General features: G+C 56.2%; 14 protein-coding genes. 5 read left to right on the forward strand and 9 right to left on the reverse strand.

All coding sequences use genetic code 11. The annotated features are described in order from the left end of the window. Positions 1-5: 5 nt before the first annotated feature. The 5 genes from BMW31_RS06390 to BMW31_RS06410 form a co-directional block, all read right to left on the reverse strand. Positions 6-581, reverse strand: a complete 576-nt coding sequence (locus tag BMW31_RS06390; protein WP_091822796.1) for a chromate transporter — start codon at positions 579-581, stop codon at positions 6-8. Further along, complete coding sequence (locus BMW31_RS06395) at positions 578-1,126, reverse strand: chromate transporter (RefSeq protein ID WP_091822799.1); 549 nt, start codon at positions 1,124-1,126, stop codon at positions 578-580. Before BMW31_RS06395 ends, BMW31_RS06390 begins: the two co-directional genes overlap by 4 nt. Further along, positions 1,119-4,844 carry a phosphoribosylformylglycinamidine synthase gene (purL, locus tag BMW31_RS06400; protein WP_091822801.1) on the reverse strand — a complete coding sequence of 1,242 codons (3,726 nt, stop codon included), beginning with the start codon at positions 4,842-4,844 and terminating at the stop codon, positions 1,119-1,121. The genes BMW31_RS06395 and purL overlap by 8 nt, the downstream gene beginning before the upstream one ends. 385 nt (positions 4,845-5,229) lie before the next feature. Beyond that, positions 5,230-7,698 carry a M1 family metallopeptidase gene (locus tag BMW31_RS06405; RefSeq protein ID WP_091822804.1) on the reverse strand — a complete coding sequence of 823 codons (2,469 nt, stop codon included), beginning with the start codon at positions 7,696-7,698 and terminating at the stop codon, positions 5,230-5,232. 37 nt (positions 7,699-7,735) lie between these two features. Then, on the reverse strand, positions 7,736-8,626 hold the full coding sequence (locus BMW31_RS06410) for a DMT family transporter (RefSeq protein ID WP_091822866.1): 891 nt from the start codon (positions 8,624-8,626) through the stop codon (positions 7,736-7,738). Between the two features lie 152 nt (positions 8,627-8,778). Here BMW31_RS06410 and BMW31_RS06415 point away from each other — a divergent pair, with 152 nt between their 5' ends. Further along, complete coding sequence (locus BMW31_RS06415) at positions 8,779-9,639, forward strand: OmpA/MotB family protein (RefSeq protein ID WP_091822807.1); 861 nt, start codon at positions 8,779-8,781, stop codon at positions 9,637-9,639. Between the two features lie 162 nt (positions 9,640-9,801). On the opposite strand, the gene BMW31_RS06420 is transcribed toward BMW31_RS06415, so the two are convergent. The 3 genes from BMW31_RS06420 to BMW31_RS06430 form a co-directional block, all read right to left on the reverse strand. Next, a complete protein-coding gene (locus BMW31_RS06420; protein ID WP_091822811.1) occupies positions 9,802-10,431 on the reverse strand; it encodes an AlbA family DNA-binding domain-containing protein in 630 nt (209 codons plus the stop codon). A gap of 20 nt (positions 10,432-10,451) precedes the next feature. Then, a complete protein-coding gene (locus BMW31_RS06425; protein WP_091822869.1) occupies positions 10,452-11,357 on the reverse strand; it encodes a YitT family protein in 906 nt (301 codons plus the stop codon). A gap of 1,364 nt (positions 11,358-12,721) precedes the next feature. Beyond that, positions 12,722-13,510: a Cof-type HAD-IIB family hydrolase gene (locus BMW31_RS06430; protein ID WP_091822871.1), complete on the reverse strand. Its 789-nt coding sequence runs from the start codon at positions 13,508-13,510 to the stop codon at positions 12,722-12,724. A gap of 114 nt (positions 13,511-13,624) precedes the next feature. Here BMW31_RS06430 and BMW31_RS06435 point away from each other — a divergent pair, with 114 nt between their 5' ends. From BMW31_RS06435 to BMW31_RS06450, 4 genes are all read left to right on the forward strand, one after another. Then, positions 13,625-14,404 (forward strand): SDR family oxidoreductase, encoded by a 780-nt coding sequence (locus BMW31_RS06435; RefSeq protein ID WP_255404852.1) that lies wholly within the window; start codon positions 13,625-13,627, stop codon positions 14,402-14,404. Between the two features lie 232 nt (positions 14,405-14,636). Further along, entirely contained in the window at positions 14,637-15,002 is a 366-nt protein-coding gene (locus tag BMW31_RS06440; RefSeq protein WP_091822815.1) for a BlaI/MecI/CopY family transcriptional regulator, read from the forward strand. Beyond that, positions 14,999-16,561, forward strand: coding sequence for a M56 family metallopeptidase (locus tag BMW31_RS06445; RefSeq protein ID WP_091822818.1), 1,563 nt, complete (start codon positions 14,999-15,001; stop codon positions 16,559-16,561). Before BMW31_RS06440 ends, BMW31_RS06445 begins: the two co-directional genes overlap by 4 nt. Positions 16,562-16,743: 182 nt before the next feature. After that, positions 16,744-17,472 carry a hypothetical protein gene (locus BMW31_RS06450; protein ID WP_091822821.1) on the forward strand — a complete coding sequence of 243 codons (729 nt, stop codon included), beginning with the start codon at positions 16,744-16,746 and terminating at the stop codon, positions 17,470-17,472. Between the two features lie 161 nt (positions 17,473-17,633). Here BMW31_RS06450 and BMW31_RS06455 read toward each other — a convergent pair whose 3' ends face one another. After that, on the reverse strand, positions 17,634-18,662 hold the full coding sequence (locus BMW31_RS06455) for a porin (RefSeq protein ID WP_091822824.1): 1,029 nt from the start codon (positions 18,660-18,662) through the stop codon (positions 17,634-17,636). Between the last annotated feature and the right edge of the window lie 64 nt (positions 18,663-18,726).

Below are 18,726 nucleotides of genomic sequence, written 5' to 3' on the forward strand. Positions count from 1 at the left end.
CTCTGTCAGTATAGCAGCATCAGTCCTGCGTAGGCCGCAAAGCAAATCATCTTGATGGGGTTAATCTTCATCCACTTAGTTCCCACGAAGGTGGCAGCGAAGAGTGCCATGCTAATCCAGAACTGCCAGGGGTTCACCATGGGCGAACCGAAGTTCTCGGCGTTGCAGAGCAACAGCGTGGCAGCGGCCAACAGACCCACCACGGCGGGGCGCAGACCCATGAAAACGCTCTGCACCGGGGCCGTGTTCATGTACTTGACGAACATCTTGCTGATGAGTATCATCAGGATGAGCGACGGCAGCACGAGGGCAAACGTGGCCACCGCAGAGCCCAGCATGGCCAAGGCGCCGTTGTAGCCGGCATTGTGTACGGCCGTGTAACCGCAGTAGGTGGCGGAGTTGATGCCGATAGGGCCGGGCGTCATCTGGCTGATGGCCACGATGTTCGTAAACTCCGCAGACGACAGCCAGTGATGATGCACCACCGTCTCCGTCTGTATGAGCGACAGCATGCCATAGCCCCCGCCGAACCCGAAGAGGCCTATCTCGAAGAAAGTGATGAACAGTGAGAGGTAAATCATGGCTCTGTGGGTTTCAGGAATTTGCCGTACAGGAAGCCGCAGATGCCTGCGGCGATGATGATATAGATGGGGTTGACGCCCAATCCCCATATCAGCAGGGCGCAGGCGATGGGTATCCAGCAGTTTACCAGCGTGATATGGGCACTCTTGGCCAGGTTGAACGTGGGCACGGCGATAAGCGCCACCACGGCCGGACGGATGCCCCGGAACATGTCGGCCACCCAGGCAACGTCCATGAAGCGGTGGAAGAACATCGCTATACACAGGATGATGAGGAACGAGGGCAGTGCCGTGCCGAAGGTGGTGGCAATGGCTCCGGGCGTCCGTCGCATCTTGTAGCCGATGAAAGTGCTGATGTTGACGGCGAAAACTCCCGGACAACTCTGCGCGATAGCTATCAGGTCGAGAAACTCCTCCTTGTCAATCCACTTGCGTTTGTTCACCACCTCCTCTTCTATAATAGGTATCATGGCGTATCCACCGCCAAGGGTGAAGGCGCCAATCTTGAAGAACGTCTTGAACGACTCTGTATAGAACTTATCCATTTTGATGCTTTTCTATCCACTTGCGGGCGTTGACAAAAGCCTCCATCCACGGCGTTATCTCGTCTGCACGCCGCTCGGCGGGGTACCAGGCCTGCTGCCAGGGGAACACGGCACGCTCCGGATGCGGCATCATAGCCAAGTGGCGGCCGTCTGCGGAGCATATTCCGGCCACGTTGTAGTCGGACCCGTTGGGGTTTCCTGGATAGCCGGCGTAGTTGTACTTGGCAATGATATTGTAGCGGTCTTCGGGCTCCGGCAGGTAGAAACGTCCCTCTCCGTGGGCTACCCACAGGCCAAGTTTGCTGCCGCTCAGGCTTCCGAACATCACGCTGTCATTCTTCGGAATGGTCAGACCGAGGAAAGCACTCTCGAACTTCTGGCTCACGTTGTGCGTCAAGTGGGCGCGGTGAGCGTGCTCGGGGTTGATGAGATTGAGCTCGACCATCAGCTGACAGCCGTTGCAGATGCCCAGGCTGAGCGTGTCTTGGCGTGAGTAGAACCTGTCGAGGGCCTCTTTGGCCTTGGGATTGTACAGGAACGCGCCCGCCCAACCTTTGGCCGAGCCGAGCACATCGGAGTTGGAGAAACCGCCGCAGAACACAATCATGTTCACCTCTTCCAAGTTCTCGCGGCCGCTGATGAGGTCGGTCATCATCACGTCCTTCACGTCGAAGCCGGCCAGCCAGAGCGCGTAAGCCATCTCACGTTCGCCGTTGGTGCCCTTCTCGCGTATGATGGCGGCCTTCACTCCCGTGCGGTTGCGGCGGTCGGGATTAAGACCGAACTGGCTCAACCTGCCCTTGAAGCTGCTGTTGAACTTCATTTCGACCGGCTGCTTCTTGTAGTTCTGCAGCCGCTTCTTAGCCATGCCGTTCTTGCTTTGCTTCTCGTCGAGCAGGAAAGATGTGGAGTACCACGTGTCGCGCAGTGCATCAATGTCGAATTCGTGCTCGAACTGGCCCTTCACTACTACTATCTTGCGGCTCTTGGGGGTAGGATAGCCGATGCGTGCGAAGCCAACCCCGCACTCTTCCAGATAGGTTCTCACTTCGTTCTTGTGTTCTTCGCTCACCTGGATGACCACGCCCGGATTTTCTGCAAACAGCGTTTTAACGATGTCATCATCTGCTATGTCGTGCAGGTTCACGTGAATGCCGCCCTCGGTGTTGGCAAACGTCATTTCAAGTAACGTGGTGATGAGGCCGCCTGCACTGATGTCGTGGCCTGCCATCACCCATCCCTTGTTGATGAGAGCCTGCACCGCATTGAAGCAATCGGCAAAGTATTCGGCATTCTTCACCGTAGGAACGTCGCTGCCCACCTTGCCCAGTGTCTGTGCAAAGGCGCTTCCGCCGAGCCGTTGGGCGTCGAAGCTGAAGTCGATGTGGTAAAGAGCCGACCGTTTGTCGTTCACCAGCACGGGCGAAACGACCTTGCGTACGTCGGAGACCTCGCCACCGCTGGTCACGATGACCGTTCCCGGCGATATAATCTTGTCGCCGCCGGGGTACTGCTGGCTAAGGGAGAGGCTGTCCTTGCCCGTAGGCACGTTGACTCCCAATGCGCAGCAGAAGTCCGACAGGGCCTTTACGGCGCTGTAGAGCCGGGCATCCTCGCCCTTCTGACTGCGGCAAGGCCACATCCAGTTGGCGCTCAGACTCAGGTTCTGAACGGGCGAGGGATGCTCTTCATCGGTGGCAATGGGAGCCCAGACGATGTTGGTGAGCGCTTCTGCCACGGAGAGTACGGAGCCTGCCTCGGGCGAAGCAAGGCCTGCCTGCGGGGCATGTCCCAGCGCCGTTGCTATGCCCTTGCGGCCTCGGTAGTCGAGGGCTACCACGCCGCAGTCCGACAGCGGCAACTGCAACTGCCCCTGGCACTGCTGGCGGGCCACCTTACCAGTCACCGAACGGTCCACCTTATTGGTGAGCCAATCCTTGCAGGCAACGGCTTCCAGCTGCAGAACGCCGTCCAGATATTCATCTATCTTGTCTTGCGAATAGGTTACATTCTCGTAGTGATGAGCTACAGTATCATCCTTCATGATGGTTTTCGGCGAGTGGCCGAACATCTGTGCAACGTCCAGGTCGAACGGTTTCTGGCCGTCGGACTGCACGAACGAGAAGTGTGCATCGCCCGTTGTGTGGCCCACAACGTACATCGGGGCGCGCTCGCGCTCGGCTATACGCTTCACGTGGTCCAGGTGTTTCTCGTCAATGAGCAGCCCCATGCGCTCCTGGCTCTCGTTGGCAATAATCTCCTTGGCGCTCAGCGTCTTGTCGCCTATGGGCAGGCGGGCCATGTCAATCTCGCCTCCGCAGTCCTCAACGAGTTCCGAGAGGCAGTTCAGATGGCCTGCCGAGCCGTGGTCGTGTATGCTTACAACGGGGTTGCTGTCCTCCTCTACCAGTGCGCGCACGAGGTTGTAGGCGCGCTTCTGCATCTCCGGGTTGGCGCGCTGGATGGCGTTCAGCTCAATGCCGTTGCTGTAGCGGCCCGTGTCTACCGACGACACGCTGCCTCCGCCCAGGCCTATGCGGTAGTTGTCGCCGCCTACCACCACCACCTGGTTGCCCTTCTGGGGTTCTTTCTTCAGGCAGTCGCGCTTCTTGCCGTAGCCTACGCCGCCGGCCAACATGATGACCTTGTCGTAGCCCAGCTTCTGTCCGTCCTCCTGATGTTCAAAGGTCAGCACCGACCCAGTTATGAGTGGCTGCCCGAACTTGTTGCCGAAGTCGCTGGCGCCGTTGGACGCCTTGATGAGTATTTGCCCCGGGCTCTGGTACAGCCACTTGCGAACGGGCAGGATGTCTTCCCACTTACGCCCGCCGTCAAGGCGCGGGTAAGCCGTCATGTACACAGCAGTGCCGGCAATGGGCCATGACCCCGTGCCGCCTCCCATGCGGTCGCGTATCTCTCCACCCGTACCGGTGGCGGCGCCGTTAAAGGGTTCTACCGTCGTTGGAAAGTTGTGCGTCTCGGCTTTGAGCGATATAACGCTCTCTATGTCCTGCACCTCGAAGTAGTCGGCCGTGCTCTGGTCGCGCGGTGCAAACTGCTCGATGACGGGTCCCTGGGCAAAGGCCACGTTGTCCTTGTAGGCCGAGAGTATCTTTCCGGGGTTCTCCTTGGTGGTCTTCTTGATGAGGTTGAAGAGCGAGCTCTCCATCTCCTGGCCGTCTATGATGAATGTTCCGCCGAATATCTTGTGCCGGCAGTGCTCCGAATTTATCTGTGCGAAGCCGAATATCTCAGAGTCCGTAAGCCTGCGGCCGTTCTGTTTTTCGATGCTGTGCAGGTAGTCTATCTCTTCCGGCGATAGCGCCAGACCCTCTTCCTCGTTGTATTGCTCGATGTTGTCCACGTACTTGATGGGCTCCGGGTCATGGTTTACGGTGAAGATATGCTGGTCCAGACCCTTGTACATGCGCTGCAGCATGGGGTCGTAGTCAGCCTCTTCAGAGCTCACGGGGAAGTATTCCTCAATACGCGAAATGCCGCTGAGGCTCATGTTCTGGGTAATCTCAACGGCATTTGTGCTCCAAGGCGTAATCATCTCGCGGCGCGGTCCCACGTAGAAACCTGTGAGTTCCTGGTCTTCCAGACAAGTTGCGTCGCCGTAAAGCCAGCAAAGTTCGTCAGTCTCCTGCCTGTTGGGGCGGTGGTCTACCTCTGTGGCAATCACGTGATCTTTCTGCGTTTTAAAGAAAAGAATCATATTTCAGAATATTAATAGGTAATGTTTCTGATTGCAAAGATAATGCAAAAAAACGATTCGCCGAAGAGAATAAGCGGTAAATTAGCGCCGAAAAAGGGATTTGTGAGGTCGTACCGGCCGGGCGTTCCGTTTCTTCTCTCCGTACCGTTCAGCGGTTTCGACTTCGCCTCTCCGGCCATTTAGGCCGGCCGACGGAAACGGGCTGTGGGCATCCTCCTGGCAACCCGCAAAGCTGGAGATGCCGTTCAAGGGGCTTGAACCTATGCTTCAGGCGCCTTGGAAGTATCCTTCAGGCCTCTTGAAGCATAGCTCCGCCAAAGCCGCCTGTACACGGGCGTTGCGCGAGAGGTGGCCGGCCGGGTGGCCGAGCGGCCGGAGCGGGGGGCTAATCGTGGGCCCGCGTAAGCAGCGGATGGGCCGCCTGCTTAATCTTGTTCATCAGGGCGGGGGGATAGTTCTTGCTGATGTCGATAAACGTTTGCACCCTGCGCTTGGCGTCCTGACTGCGGTGAGCCGAGAGAAGGGCATCGAGCCAGTTGGTTGGAAAGAAGATGTCGCCCGTGCGCTGTATCTCCAGCAGCTCGTTGAGGCCGTATAACAGCATGTCGTTGTTCATGGGTTCGCGCTCCCGACAGCTCAACAGCGCCAGCATCTCCGTAGCCCACGGCTCCACGCTGCGGTTCTCCGGCTCCAACAGCGACCTGAAGAGCTGCTTCTGCACGGCCCAGTCGGGGTTGCAGGCACGCGCCACTAAGTCGAACTCCCGCAGCTGGTCGGCATCGTGCAGGCGGCCGCGCTGGGTGCTGACAATCTGCTGCCACTGCTCCGGCAGTACGATGGCCAGGTGCCAGGCCATGCGGGTGTAGTCGCGCTCGTTGAGCAGCGGGTCGCTCTGTTGCTGCCAGAGCTTGTACAGGTCGGCCACAACGGTGGGCGAGGTGGCCGTCTGCGAGAGGCTGCGCATCATCTGCTGGCGCACCGAGGACAGCGGATGCTGCACGGCGTCGTTATAGAGAAAGTACTCAAAAAACTCGTGGTCGTGCTTCCCCAGGTCAGCACTCACGGAGTTGATGTAGCTGCACAGCGTCGATGCCATGAGCGGGTTGCTCTCGTTCATGAGGTAGGTGTTCATCTTGTTCAGGAACTCGCCCGCCTTGATTTGCCGCAGCTGGTAGTTCTCGTAGTAGGTCATCACGGCGGCGTAACGGTTCAGTTCGGCCGGCATGAGCTGCCAGGAGAGCTCCTCTACGGCGGCACTGTTCTCGCCGTTTACGAACCTTCCGTAGCCGCTACCGTCGTAGTTGGGTATCACGGCGTAGGGCTTTCGGGCCAGCGGAATGCGCACTTCGGCCTGCTGCATGTTCACATCAACCACCTCTATGGGTTCTGCCTCGCCGTAGAAGAGCCCCACTTTGAAGCGCTGCTGCCACAGCAGGCCGCGCTTGTAGGGGTCCTGCTGGCGCACCACCAGCTGGTTGTTTTCCACCTCGGTGGTAATGGTGGGCAGGCCTTTCTGCTTTACCCAGGCCTCCGAAAATCCCGTTACGTCGGCCTGCGGGGCTTCTTCGAGGAGCGTGCGGATGAGGTCGTCCCACGTTGCATTCTTGAACGCATATTTCAGCAGGTATCGTTGCAGGCCTTTCTGCAGTGCCTCCTCGCCCATGAGCTGCTCGAGCTTGCGCATCATGATGGGCGCCTTGTGGTAAATGATGTTGCCGTACAGCAGCCCCGCATCCTTGAGGTTGACCAGCGACTGCTGGATGGCGTGGGTGCCGTCGGTACGGTCGGTGGAGAGTGCAGGCACGTAGTGGGCCTTGAGGAAGTTCAGGTCGTGGTCTATGCCGGGGAACTGCAGGCGCACAATCTTTGACGCCATGAAGTTGGCAAACACCTCTTTGGTCCACACGTCGTTGAACCATTTCATCGTTACCAGGTCTCCGAACCACATGTGAGCGGTCTCATGAGCAATGAGTTCCATGCGCTTCAGCTCCTCGTCGGGGGTGGGGTTGTTGCCCAGGAAGATGGTTTTGTCGAGGAACTGGATGGCTCCCGGGTGCTCCATTCCGCCGAACTGATAGCCCGGAAGCACCACGAAGCCGTAGCTGCTGAAGGGGTAACGTATGTTTGTATAGTGCTCCATCCAGTCGAGGGAGAGTGCAGCGGCATCGAAAATCTTATCCAGCTGCGCCACTTTCTGCGGGTCGCTCTCGCGGTAGAGGGCACGTAGCGTGCGGCCGCCGCGCGTTGCCGTGGCCTCGTGGAACCTGCCCGCAACAAACGAGAACAGGTAGGTGGGCAGCGGACGGCTTAGGTCGGAGCTCATGGTCTGCCACCCCTCGGGCACCGTGAGGTGCAACTTGAAGGTGGCCTTGATGTCGGGCTGGTCGAAACAGGGGAACACGCTGCGGGCCAGAGCGGGCACAAAGAGGGTGTAGAGATAGTCGTCGCTGCGGTTCAGAGCCTTGTCGGCAGGCAGAAACTCCAGCCTCACCACGTTGCCGCCCTGCACGAGCAGTCGCCTGGGCAGGATGATGTGGCCCTGCTCCCACTTCACACTGTGCAGCTTGTCGTTGATGTAGCACTCGGCCGGAAAGGCGTAGCCGCTGAAGTCGAGCTGCAGGTCGGCATCGCCGTCGTACTTGAACAGTATCTCTGCTGTTCCCTGCAGCTTCTGCTCCCGGCGCTCGGGAATGGTGAAACTCAGGTTGTAGATAACGTCGTCAACATGCAGGCTGCGGTATTCGGCCAGTGCCTGAGAGACGCCTTCCTCCACTGCCGGGCCGTCGGCAGCAGCCATCGGCAGGCTGCAAGAGAGCAGTGCAAGCAATAAATATGTAACAGATTTCCTCATCATCTTTTTCTCCTTTTCTTATTGGTTTTGTGGGGTGTCCTCATTGGTTTTGCCGGGTAACAATCCAGGCGCTCAGCAGCACCAGCACCAGCGCTACGGGTTTGTCCCATGTGAGCACGTCCTGGCCGAGGGCGAAGGCCACGAACGAGGCCACCACAGGCTGCAGGTTGGTGTATATACTCACCGTTGTGGCTTTGAGATAGCGCATGGCGTAGGGGATGGCAAAGTAGCCCGCAACGGTTGCGAAGATAACGATGAAGGCCATCTCCAGCACGCCGCTCCACTCCCAGGCAGCCGAGTAGAGCTTCTGCTGCCCGAATTCTATCGAGGCAAAGGGCAGCACGGCCACGGTTGACACAAGGAAAACCCACTTCATCTGCGTAACGGCAGTGTACTTCTGGCTCACCTTTCGCGTAATGATAAGGTAGATGGCCCACGTCAGCAGACTCAATACGGCGAGCGTGATGCCCAGCAGGTCGTCCTTTCCCGAGCCCCCCTGCCAGCCCTTGAAGACCATGAGCAGCGCGCCTGCTATGCCCACCGCAACGCCCAGGAACTTGCTGGACGTAATCTTCTCGCTGATGAACAGCGCCGCCATGAGCATGGTAGCAACGGGCGTGAGCGTGGCTATGAGCGAGAAGTAAACGGGCGTTGTGTACGTCAGGGCCCATGCAGTAAGGGTCTGCGAGATGACAAATCCCAGCAGTCCTCCTGCCATGATGACCATCAGGTCGCGCCTTTCAACCTTCTCTTTGGGCAGGAACAGGGAGACGGCCCAGAAGATGAGGGCGGCTCCCAGGCAGCGGGTGAACATGTAGCCCATCGGCGTTACCCACTCGTCGAGCAGCAGTTTGGTTACCGGAACTCCCAGTCCGAAGATGATGTTTGCGCCAAACACGGCGGCATGTCCTTTGATTCGCTGATTCTCCATTTGCTTAAAAAATATGCTGCAAAGATAGTAAAAAAGAATGATTTGGTGCGTTTTGTGGTTAAAATAAGCTAAAGTGATTAAGCTGAGGGCCGTTTTGAGCATCTTATTAGTAAATTTGCAAACGTGAGTATTAACTTAAACACCTTATGAATATGACACGAAACAAAGTTTTGGTGCTGTCGATGATGGCCGGCGTATTGCTTTTCACGGGCTGTGCAAGCAAGAAAGATCTGGCCAATTGCCAGTCAGAAAACCGCCAGCTGACGGCCGATTACCAGGATGCCAAGGAGCAGCTGGCAGCCAGCCAGGCACGCGTAACGAGCCTGGAGGACCAGCTCGCCCAGCAGAAAAAGGACTATGCAGCCCTGCAAGGCTCACTCGACAGGAGCCTGGCCAATACCAACTCCAACAATATCAACATCTCCAAGCTGGTTGACCAGATAAATGAGAGCAACCAGTACATCCGCCATTTGGTGGAAGTTAAGAGCAAGTCGGACTCTCTGAACATGGTTCTGACCAACAACCTGACCCGCTCCTTGAGCAAGGAAGAACTGAAGGAAGTTGACGTGCAGGTGCTGAAAGGCGTGGTGTACATCAGCCTGGCCGACAACATGCTGTACAAGAGCGGCTCTTATGAGATAAATGACCGCGCCGAGGAGACCCTGAGCAAGATTGCCAAAATCATCATGGACTACAAAGACTACGATGTTCTTATCGAGGGAAACACCGACAACGTGCCCATTAACACGGCCTCGCCGTCGATGCGCAACATCCGGAACAACTGGGACTTGTCATGTCTGCGGGCCTCGTCGGTGGTCCAGTACCTGCAGGATCACTTCGGTGTAGCGCCCAAGCGCCTTACAGCAGGAGGCCGTGGCGAGTACAACCCGCTGGCCGCCAACGACACCGAGCTGGGCAAACAGCGTAATCGCCGCACGCAGATTATCATCACGCCTAAGCTCGATCAGTTCATGGACCTCATCGACAAGGCGCCGGAAGAGAGCCAGCAGTAGGCAGGCAGCGCAGCCGCATGGCTGTGGCAACGATATAGCAAAAGGGGAATTCTGAGCTCAGAGTTCCCCTTTTGTCGTATCATATAGTAAGGTGTAGCCTTCCGGTGGTTATGTCCGCCACGGCTGCCGGCATCCGGCGGCACAGCTGAAGCACAGCTCCGGTTACCTGAGCGAGAACAGGAAGTCCTCGCCGTCGTACTCCCACGCCACGATGTCGTAGCGGATGAGGCGGGCCAAAATCTTGATAACGATGAAGCGTTTGATATGTGCAATCTTTGAGATTACCTGCAGCGGCTGGTGCGGATTGAGCCTCATCATCTCCATCAGGTTCGATTCGGTGTCGGTGTAGGGCATCATGTTCTCCTGCCGTTGTTCCTGTTTCCACATTTCGATGAGCACGGGAGAGGCCACGATGTTCTCATCCCGCACGCGCACATAGGCCGTGCTCTCGCCTTGCTCGTCGAGAGCGCAAACGGGTTTGGCCGTTGCCGGCGGGATGGTGGCTATCACCACGGTGCGGCCGTCGGCATGGCAGGTCTTGAAGTTGATGTCGGCCTCGGGCCTGCAATACTTGTAGGCGGCCTTGTGCATCATGTAGATTTCCTCCTCGGAGCGTACGCCCGCTATCTCTCCGTCGTCTCTCACGCCTATCAGCAAGCGTCCGCCGCCGGTATTGGCAAATGCCGATACCGACCTGGCCAGCTTCGGCGCGTCCTCCACCTTGTACTTGAAGTCCTGCTGGCTGTGCTCGCCCTGGCTGATGAGTTCCTGTAAGTAAGCCTTGTCGTCCATGCGTCCGTGCCTTCAGGCGGTTAGTTCTGGTAGCGTTTGGTACGCACCTTGAACTTGTCGAACCCCTCTCCGTACACGCCTATCACGGCGCTCTGGCTCACGAAGGCGTGCGGGTCGATGTCGTTGATGAGCTGGAATATCTTCTGGCTCTCGCTCTTCTTGGCCAGCACGAAGAGCATCTTTACCTCCTTGCCACTGAAGAATCCCTGCGCGTTGACCACCGTCACGCCGCGGTGTGGGTCCATGTTGATGCGGTGGCCAATCTCCTCGTACTTCTCGGAGATGATGAAGAACTGCACCGAACGGCGCATGGCCATCACCACCTGGTCTATACAGAAGCTGGAAACCCACAGCACCACGTAGCCGTAAATTACCTGTTCCCAGTTGTGGAACACCAGATAGCTGGAGGTGATGATGATGATGTCGATGAACATGATGACCCTTCCAAGCGATATGTTGCGGTACTTGTTCACGATGGCGGCCACGATGTCCGTGCCGCCTGTGGAGCCGTTGAAGGCCAGCCCCAGCCCGATGCCGCTGCCGGTGAATATCGCTCCGATGATGCTTGCCATGAAGGGCTGGTCATGCAGCAGCCTGAGACCGCTGGCCCAGGTCTGCCCGAACTGCAGGATAAGGGTGAGTAAGGCCACGGCGTAGATGGTTTTTACGCAGAACTTCCAGCCCAGTATCTTCAGTGCAATGAGCAGGAGAATGGCGTTGATGCCAAAGTAAGTGGCCTGGACGGGAAAGCCCGTGCCCCAGAAAACCACCGAGGCAATGCCCGGCACGCCACCTGTGGTAATGTTGTTGGGCAGCAGGAAGATGGTCCACCCTATGCCGTAAGACATCATGGCAACGGCTATCATCGCGTAGTCGCGCACCTCCTTGGAGAGTGCCTTATTGGAAAAGGCGAGTGTTTTTTGCATCATGTTAGTTTTGGTGATGCAAAGATAGTGTTTTTTAGGTTAATAGTTCAGTTCTCGCTCTAAAATATCAGTCCTCCTGCCTGTTTTTTTCTTCTCTCCCGTCCGGGCTCTTCGCGCCTGGTAAAGAAGAACAGCAGGAAACCAGCAACCACGTAGCAACCGGAAAACTACTCTGTTACTCTGTCTTTAATAATCAGCAACTAATTAGCAAGAGAGTTTCAGCAGTGGTTCCTCCCCTTAGAAAGGGGAGGTTAGGAGGGGATGATTTTGCAAGCTGCGGGGAGCTAATTCACAATTCATCATTTACAATTCACAGGTTACGAGGGTAGAGGTAGGCTCCCCGGTCATCCCCTCCTCCGCCTCCCCTTTCCAAGGGGAGGATACCAGTTTGTCTTCTTCTGAACCGTTGCCTGCTCGCTCCCGCTATGCAGCAAACCCACAGCAGCAGGAAAAACTACTCTGTTACTCTGTCTTAAAAACCAGCAGCAAAACAGCAGGAAACCTGCAGCAGCGGTTCCTCCCCTTAGAAAGGGGAGGTTAGGAGGGGATGATTTTGCAAGCTGCGGGGAGCTAATTCACAATTCATCATTCACAATTCACAGGTTACGAGGGTAGAGGTAGGCTCCCCGGTCATCCCCTTCTCCGCCTCCCCTTTCCAAGGGGAGGATGCCAGTTTGTCTTCTTGCGAACTGTTGCCTGCTCGCTCCCGCTATGCAGCAAACCTTCAGCAGCAGGAAAAACTACTCTGTTACTCTGTCTTAAAAACCAGCAGCAAAATAGCAGGAAACAACAAGCAGCTGAAAAAACACTCTGTTACTCTGTCTTTAAAAATAACGAGCAAACCTGTAGCAAGCCAGCTATTGAATTTCAACAACTTACGAGCAAGAAAACAAGAGGTGCCATTCAAGGCCCTTGAACATATCCTTCAAGCCCCTTAAAGGTATCGTTCAGGGGGCTTGAAGCATATCTCCAAGCCGGGTGGTGCTTTCTGGAGACAGGGTAACAGGGTGTTTTTTATTGTTTTGCAGAATTTAACTTGCCGGTCTGCTTACTGCAACTTGCTGCGTAAATCATCCCCTCCTAACCTCCCCTTTCTAAGGGGAGGAGACTCTGGCGCCCACACCCTGCTGGGTGGCTGCTTATTTTTTAAGACAGAGTAACGGAGTGTTTATTCTACTGCAACTTACTTGCCGGTGAGTGGAACTGTGGAAGCAGCGATTTAGGAACAAATCAAACTGGTATCCTCCCCTTGGAAAGGGGAGGCGGAGGAGGGGATGATTACGTGGCAGTTCATTACCAAAAGCCGCACCCTTTACCCCTACCCAATCCCTGTTTACTGCAAACTCTCGGCCACAAAACGGCCGTTACTCGCCGATGATGCCGTAGTGCAGCAGGGCGTTGCGTATGCCGTCGTGGTCTACACTCGTTGTAACAAAGTCGGCACTGCGCTGCGTCTGTTCGTCGGCATTGCCCATAGCCACGCCTACACCGGCCGCGCGGATGATGCTGATGTCGTTGCCCCCGTCGCCGAAAGCCATCGTGCGGGCCAGGTCTATGTGCTCATGGGCTGCCACGGCGAGCAGTCCCTGCCCCTTGTCAGCATCGCGATGGGTGATGTCGGTGAATGCTTCGGTCCACCGTCCGCTGGTACACAGCGGCAGCTCTGCCATGAGTCCGGCCTCCTGTGCGGGGTTCAGAAAAGGCGTAACCTGCAGCACCGGCTCCGCCATCACTTGCTCCAGAGGGGCGAAACGGAAGTCTTCCAGCCCCAGTCCCTTGCGGAACACCTCGTCTATAGCGGGCTCGTTGCGGTACACGGCAATGTTGCGCGTGCCCACGACCACGGCCGGCCGGCGGTGTGTATCGCACGAGCGGAGAATGCGCTCCACGTCGGCCGTCGCCATTTCGTGGCAGCTCACGGTCTCGGAACCAACAAAGCAGTAGGCGCCGTTGCTGGTTATGTAGCCGTCGACGAGGTGTTCTATCTGCCCGATGTTGGTGATGAAGGGCACCGGGCGGCCGGTGGAGATGTAGATACGGGTGCCGGCGGCCTTGGCGAGGGTGAGCGCGCGTACCGTTGACTGCGGTATGCGGTGGGTGCGGAAGCTCACGAGCGTGCCGTCGATATCGAAAAACAATGCCTTGATAGTCATGATGTTGAGTGATTGTATGGTGCAAAGGTACGAAAAAAATGCCGAAATATAGGAGCGTATCAAAATCTTTCCTATCTTTGCAAAAGTAACCATAACATGTGTAAACCAAGCTAAATGACTATGAAAAAGTACTTCGATTTATCGGGACAGGTGGCCTTGGTCACGGGCTGTTCTACCGGCCTGGGCGTGCAGATGGCAAAGGCGCTGGCCAACCAGGGCTGCAACATCATCCCCGTAGCCCGCAGGGAGGAGTTGATTAACGCGGTGGCCAGACAGCTGGAGGCCGACTATGGCGTGCAGACGCTGCCCGTTCGCTGCGACATTACCAGTACGGAGGCGGTGAACGAGACGGTGGGCAAGGCTCTCGACCGTTTCGGCCGCATCGACATTCTCATCAACAACGCCGGTACGGGAGCCGTGGCACCGGCCGAAGACATTACCGACGAGCAGTTCAGTCGCGAACTCGACATCGACCTCTTCGGTTCTTTCCGCGTGGCGCGTGCCGTGGCCAAGCAGGCCATGATACCCGCCCGCTACGGCCGCATCATCAACATTGCGTCCATGTACGGCCTCGTTGGCAACAAGATGGCACCCTCCGCGCCTTATCATGCCGCCAAGGGAGGCGTGGTGAACATGACGCGCGCCCTGGCTGCAGAGTGGGGGCACTACGGCATAACGGTGAATGCCATCTGCCCGGGATACTTCTGGACGCCCCTTACCAAGGACACGCTGGAGTCTCCGCAGTTCCAAGACTACGCCCACACCACCATCCCCATGGACCGTTATGGTGAGGAGGGCGAGCTCGATACGGCAGCCCTCTTCCTCTCGTCGCCCCAGAGCGGCTACGTAAACGGCGTGATGCTGCCCGTTGACGGCGGCTATACCTGCGTTTAGCAGGGGGCTGACGGCAGCCCGGCAGCTTTCTTTCAGCCTGCCCGCTCCATCCCAATCGCCTCCCGGCTCACTGGCTTCGGCCCGGCCGGAAGGCGATTTTCTCTTCCTTGTCCGTTACCTACGAAAAGCTCGTAAATTGTTAAATGTTAGCCAGTTTTAGTTATTTTAACTTCTCGGATGAGGTATATCTACGAACTTTTCGTAGTTTTGCATCGGACTAAAGACAAAGTATATGGAGAAACTAACCAAGCAGGAAGAGGACGTGATGCAGGCAGTGTGGCGACTGCAGGGCTGCACCGTGCGCGAGATAGTTGACGCCCTGGGCCAGCCCAAGGCTCCTTACACCACCGTGGCGTCGGTAGTAGGCAATCTGAAAGCCAAAGGCTACGTTGCCCAGAGCCGCCGGGGCAACACCTATATATATACACCGGCCATAGCGGAGAATGAGTACAAGCGGCAGTTCATGTCGGGTTTTGTGCGCGACTACTTCCGAGATTCTTTCAAAGAGATGGTCTCCTTCTTTGCCAAAGAGGAGAAGCTGTCGGAGAAAGACTTGCGTGACATCATCCGGGAAATAGAAAACGAGGAGGCAAAATGATGGTTTACGTATTGAAAGTCAATGTTGCCTTGGTGCTGCTTTACGCCTTTTACAAGTGCGTGTTGGGTCGTGACACCTTCTTCGGTTGGCGCCGTGCCGCCCTGATGGGTGTCTGTGTACTGTCGGTTCTCATACCTCTGCTCAATGTGGGGTACTGGTTGGAGCGCAGCAGTGCAGCCGTTGCCGTGGCACAGAACTATGCGGCAATCATGCTGCCAACGGTAGAGGTGAATGCCGGAGCATCCGCTTGGAGCTGGCAACAGGCACTCTGGGCGGTCTGGCTGTGTGGCGTGGCGCTGCTGTTGCTGCGCTTCGGGTGGCAGGTTGTTACCATCTGCCGGCTCAACAGGCATGCAACGCGGCAGGTGATAGACGGCACCACGGTTCGCGTTATGGACGATGAGGGCAGTCCGTTCTCGTTTTTCGGCTGGATATTCCTCAATCCCCAAGCGCTCACGGGCCGCGAACTGGCCGATGTCCTTGTGCACGAACGCACGCATGCCGCACAACTGCACTCGGCAGACGTGCTGGTGGCCGAAGTGTTCAGCATCCTTTGCTGGTTCAATCCCTTTGCATGGATGCTGAAGAGGGAAGTGAAAATCAATCTTGAATACCTGGCCGATGAGCATGTGGTGGCCGTAGGAAACGCGCGCAAAGCCTACCAGTACCACCTGCTTAGCCTGGCTTGCCGACCCTGCGTGCAGGCTCCGCTGCAAACGGAGTTGCGCTATGGCGACGTAGTTAATAACTTTTATGTTTTACCTTTAAAGCAAAGAATCATGATGATGAACAAGAAAAGAACACACGAATGGATGAAAACGAAGTACCTGCTGGCGCTGCCGGTGGCTGCGGGGCTGCTTCTGGTGAGTAACATTGAGCTGGTGGCACGGTCGCTCGGCACACCTGCAGCAGAGCCGGTAACCGCAACTGCTGCGCCTGCTGCCATACAGCCTGCCACCCTGCAGGCACCATCGGCCGGCCCTTCGACAACCTCCGGCACGGCCATGCCCGTTCCACAGAAGAAACAAACGCCCAAAGCGGGCCCGAGCAGCAAGGTGTTTGAGGTGGTGGAAGTAATGCCCGAGTATCCCGGTGGGACTGCGGCAATGATGAAATACCTCGCCGCCAACATCAAATATCCTAAGAAGGCAATAGACAAGAACATACAAGGGCGCGTTGTGGTGAGCTTCATTGTAGAGGCCGACGGCTCCGTTTCAAATGTGCGCACCGTGCGTTCAATATCCCCGGAGCTTGATGCCGAGGCGCTGCGTGTGGTGAAGGGCATGCCCAAATGGAAGCCCGGACGGCAGAAAGGCAAGGCGGTGAGGGTGAAATATACCATACCCGTGAGCTTTAAAACTACCGGAGACAAGACGGAGGAGAAGCCGACCGGCAACGTAGCTTACATCGTTGACGGCAAGCCGGAGGCCGACATCAGCAGCCTGAATCCTGCCGACATTGAGCATGTAGAGGTGATGAAGGATGCCGAATCGCTGCACAAGTACAATGCCGAAGGCAAAGAAGGCGTGGTGATTGTGACGACCCGCAAGACCAACTGACAGCCCCGGTGCCATTAGCTGCATCCTGCACCAAGGTCGAAACTTTCATACAGCCTGCCTCTCCGTGAGTGCAGGCTGTTTTGTGTGCATCCGCCCGCGTGCCTGCTGCGCTCCTTTCGATTTATGCCTGCATGCTGCCGGCCTTGTCGATATTTTCGTTATCTTTGCAAAAAAATAGCCAGATGAACAAATACAAGGTAGTAGGCTCTATGGTGCGGGGCTTTTTTGAGGGCTTCTTCTCGGGACTCATGGACGGCAGAGGCCATCAGCCCGGCAGCAGAATACTGAAACAACTGCTGGCCGAGCACTATGAGCAGGTGTCGGAATACTTCTTTCAGGTAATGTTTCCGCTGCTTGTAACGATGAATTTCGACAGTTACGAGCAGGCGGTAGAGGGCATGCGGAAGCGCCATTTCTCCAACTCTACCTCCGTGAAGATGCTGTTGCGCTTTGCCTGCGGCAGCAAGCAGCTGTTCGATGCAATGACAGGAGAGTACAAGCGGCAGATGGAATGTTTGCTCGGCGGCCGGTTCCAACGGCAGGAGGAGCACTTGGCCGGGCTCGTGACAGGCAGCGACCAGCCCGACTGCGATGAGGCGCAGGCCATCCGGTGGGTAGTTCGTGCTTTCATGCAGTCCTATGCCGCGGGCATTAAAGCAGCCGGAACGGGCAAGGCTTCATTGCATCAGCCCACGGTGCTGCGCATGATGGTGAGCGGCATGGCGACGCTGCTGCACGACAAACCCTTTGATGAGTGGGCCGATGCAGAAACCGTCGGGCTCGACGGCGTGTTCCGTCGGGCGTGCCGAACGGCGCAGAACTATGAAATTCTCATCACCGAGATGAACCAGGCCTATGCCGACCTGGCTGCCAACGAGGGCATTGTTTCGGCCGATGACAGGGCAAACTGAACTGCGCCAGTATTGTTTTCACCTTATTATATATAGTAAAGTCCACACCAAAATGCCCCCTCACCGGGTTTCATCAACCCTTCCTGCCATCGGTTCAGCTTTCATGTAGGCAGGCACGGCGTGGCTTGTGCGGTCTCCGTACCTTTGACTTGCTGCTGTAATCAGAAATGGGTCATGACCTCTATCACGAACTTGTCACGCTCTGATACCTTTGCCAGAGACCTGTCATCGTAGAAGTATTTCTCGTAATTGATGCGGATGTCACTCACGAACGGCTTGTTGATGCTCAGCGTTACGCCCCCCGTAACCCTGCTGCGCTTGTAATCGTTGATGACCAACGAGCCTGCTTTGTCTTCTTTATCATTCAAGTATCTCTTGCCGTCGCTGTGATCGCTCATGAAATCGTATCTCACCAAAGGCGATATCTTCTGAAAGAAGCATTTCTTCAGCGGGATGTCATAACTGATGAAACTGTCGAAAGAGTTTACTGCCTTGAACGAATTGTTTTCATAGTGCTTGTAAAGGTATTCCACTTCGGCAATGAAACCTTTCCGGTGAAAGGTCATGCCGGCATCGTACATCATGACATCAACATGGTCGGGCTTTATCTTCTGGGCACTGAACTGTAAATCGAGCCCTATCGGAAGCATGGCAACGACCTTGGCGGAGAAGTTGATGTTGTTCGTCCAAAAGTCTTTCTGATCGGTCAGTCCGGAACCATTGAACAGCCCGGCACGCACATTGACCGGGAATCCGGGATGAAAGGTAAAGGCCAGCTCGGCACCCACGTCTCGCACATTGCCCACCTGCTTGGCGATAAAAGACCGATTGGCAAAGTACTGCTGGTGGGGAGAACGGTGAGCATCGATGGTGAAGGGAACACGCTCTTGTCCAATGGTGAACTGGAAGTTGCGCCAAGGCTTGATGCAGGTGTAAGCATCAAGCATCTTGATTTTCCCTTCGTCGCAAAGATCTATCTCCGCTTTGTACGAAACCTTGTCGCTAATTTGCCCCGAAACATTCACGCGAGCGGTTCGCACCTCAAACCTTCCTTCCTTTTCGTTTGTCTGATACTCGTACTTGCCTCGCAGGGTTCCGCCAATCTTTACTTTGGGTTCACTTTCTGTTTGGGCGAAAGCAATGAGGGCCCAAAAGGCAGCAGACAAAGTCAGTGATAACCTTAAATTCATCAGTTTATCTTTTTATTAATTAGTGCTTACATGTATTTTTTGTTTTTTCTCACCTATGGCTCCT

It is taken from the genome of Prevotella sp. kh1p2, from assembly GCF_900111525.1.
Taxonomy (GTDB): Bacteria; Bacteroidota; Bacteroidia; order Bacteroidales; family Bacteroidaceae; genus Prevotella.

What these genes read in the sequence shown, in the direction of transcription:
- purL (WP_091822801.1), bottom strand. Translation starts at nt 4,844, where the DNA reads ATGATTCTTTTCTTTAAAACGCAGAAAGATCACGTGATTGCCACAGAG.
- BMW31_RS06405 (WP_091822804.1), bottom strand. Translation starts at nt 7,698, where the DNA reads ATGATGAGGAAATCTGTTACATATTTATTGCTTGCACTGCTCTCTTGC.
- BMW31_RS06410 (WP_091822866.1), bottom strand. Translation starts at nt 8,626, where the DNA reads ATGGAGAATCAGCGAATCAAAGGACATGCCGCCGTGTTTGGCGCAAAC.
- BMW31_RS06445 (WP_091822818.1), top strand. Translation starts at nt 14,999, where the DNA reads ATGATGGTTTACGTATTGAAAGTCAATGTTGCCTTGGTGCTGCTTTAC.
- BMW31_RS06435 (WP_255404852.1), top strand. Translation starts at nt 13,625, where the DNA reads ATGACTATGAAAAAGTACTTCGATTTATCGGGACAGGTGGCCTTGGTC.
- BMW31_RS06450 (WP_091822821.1), top strand. Translation starts at nt 16,744, where the DNA reads ATGAACAAATACAAGGTAGTAGGCTCTATGGTGCGGGGCTTTTTTGAG.
- BMW31_RS06440 (WP_091822815.1), top strand. Translation starts at nt 14,637, where the DNA reads ATGGAGAAACTAACCAAGCAGGAAGAGGACGTGATGCAGGCAGTGTGG.
- BMW31_RS06455 (WP_091822824.1), bottom strand. Translation starts at nt 18,662, where the DNA reads ATGAATTTAAGGTTATCACTGACTTTGTCTGCTGCCTTTTGGGCCCTC.
- BMW31_RS06430 (WP_091822871.1), bottom strand. Translation starts at nt 13,510, where the DNA reads ATGACTATCAAGGCATTGTTTTTCGATATCGACGGCACGCTCGTGAGC.
- BMW31_RS06395 (WP_091822799.1), bottom strand. Translation starts at nt 1,126, where the DNA reads ATGGATAAGTTCTATACAGAGTCGTTCAAGACGTTCTTCAAGATTGGC.
- BMW31_RS06415 (WP_091822807.1), top strand. Translation starts at nt 8,779, where the DNA reads ATGACACGAAACAAAGTTTTGGTGCTGTCGATGATGGCCGGCGTATTG.
- BMW31_RS06425 (WP_091822869.1), bottom strand. Translation starts at nt 11,357, where the DNA reads ATGCAAAAAACACTCGCCTTTTCCAATAAGGCACTCTCCAAGGAGGTG.
- BMW31_RS06390 (WP_091822796.1), bottom strand. Translation starts at nt 581, where the DNA reads ATGATTTACCTCTCACTGTTCATCACTTTCTTCGAGATAGGCCTCTTC.
- BMW31_RS06420 (WP_091822811.1), bottom strand. Translation starts at nt 10,431, where the DNA reads ATGGACGACAAGGCTTACTTACAGGAACTCATCAGCCAGGGCGAGCAC.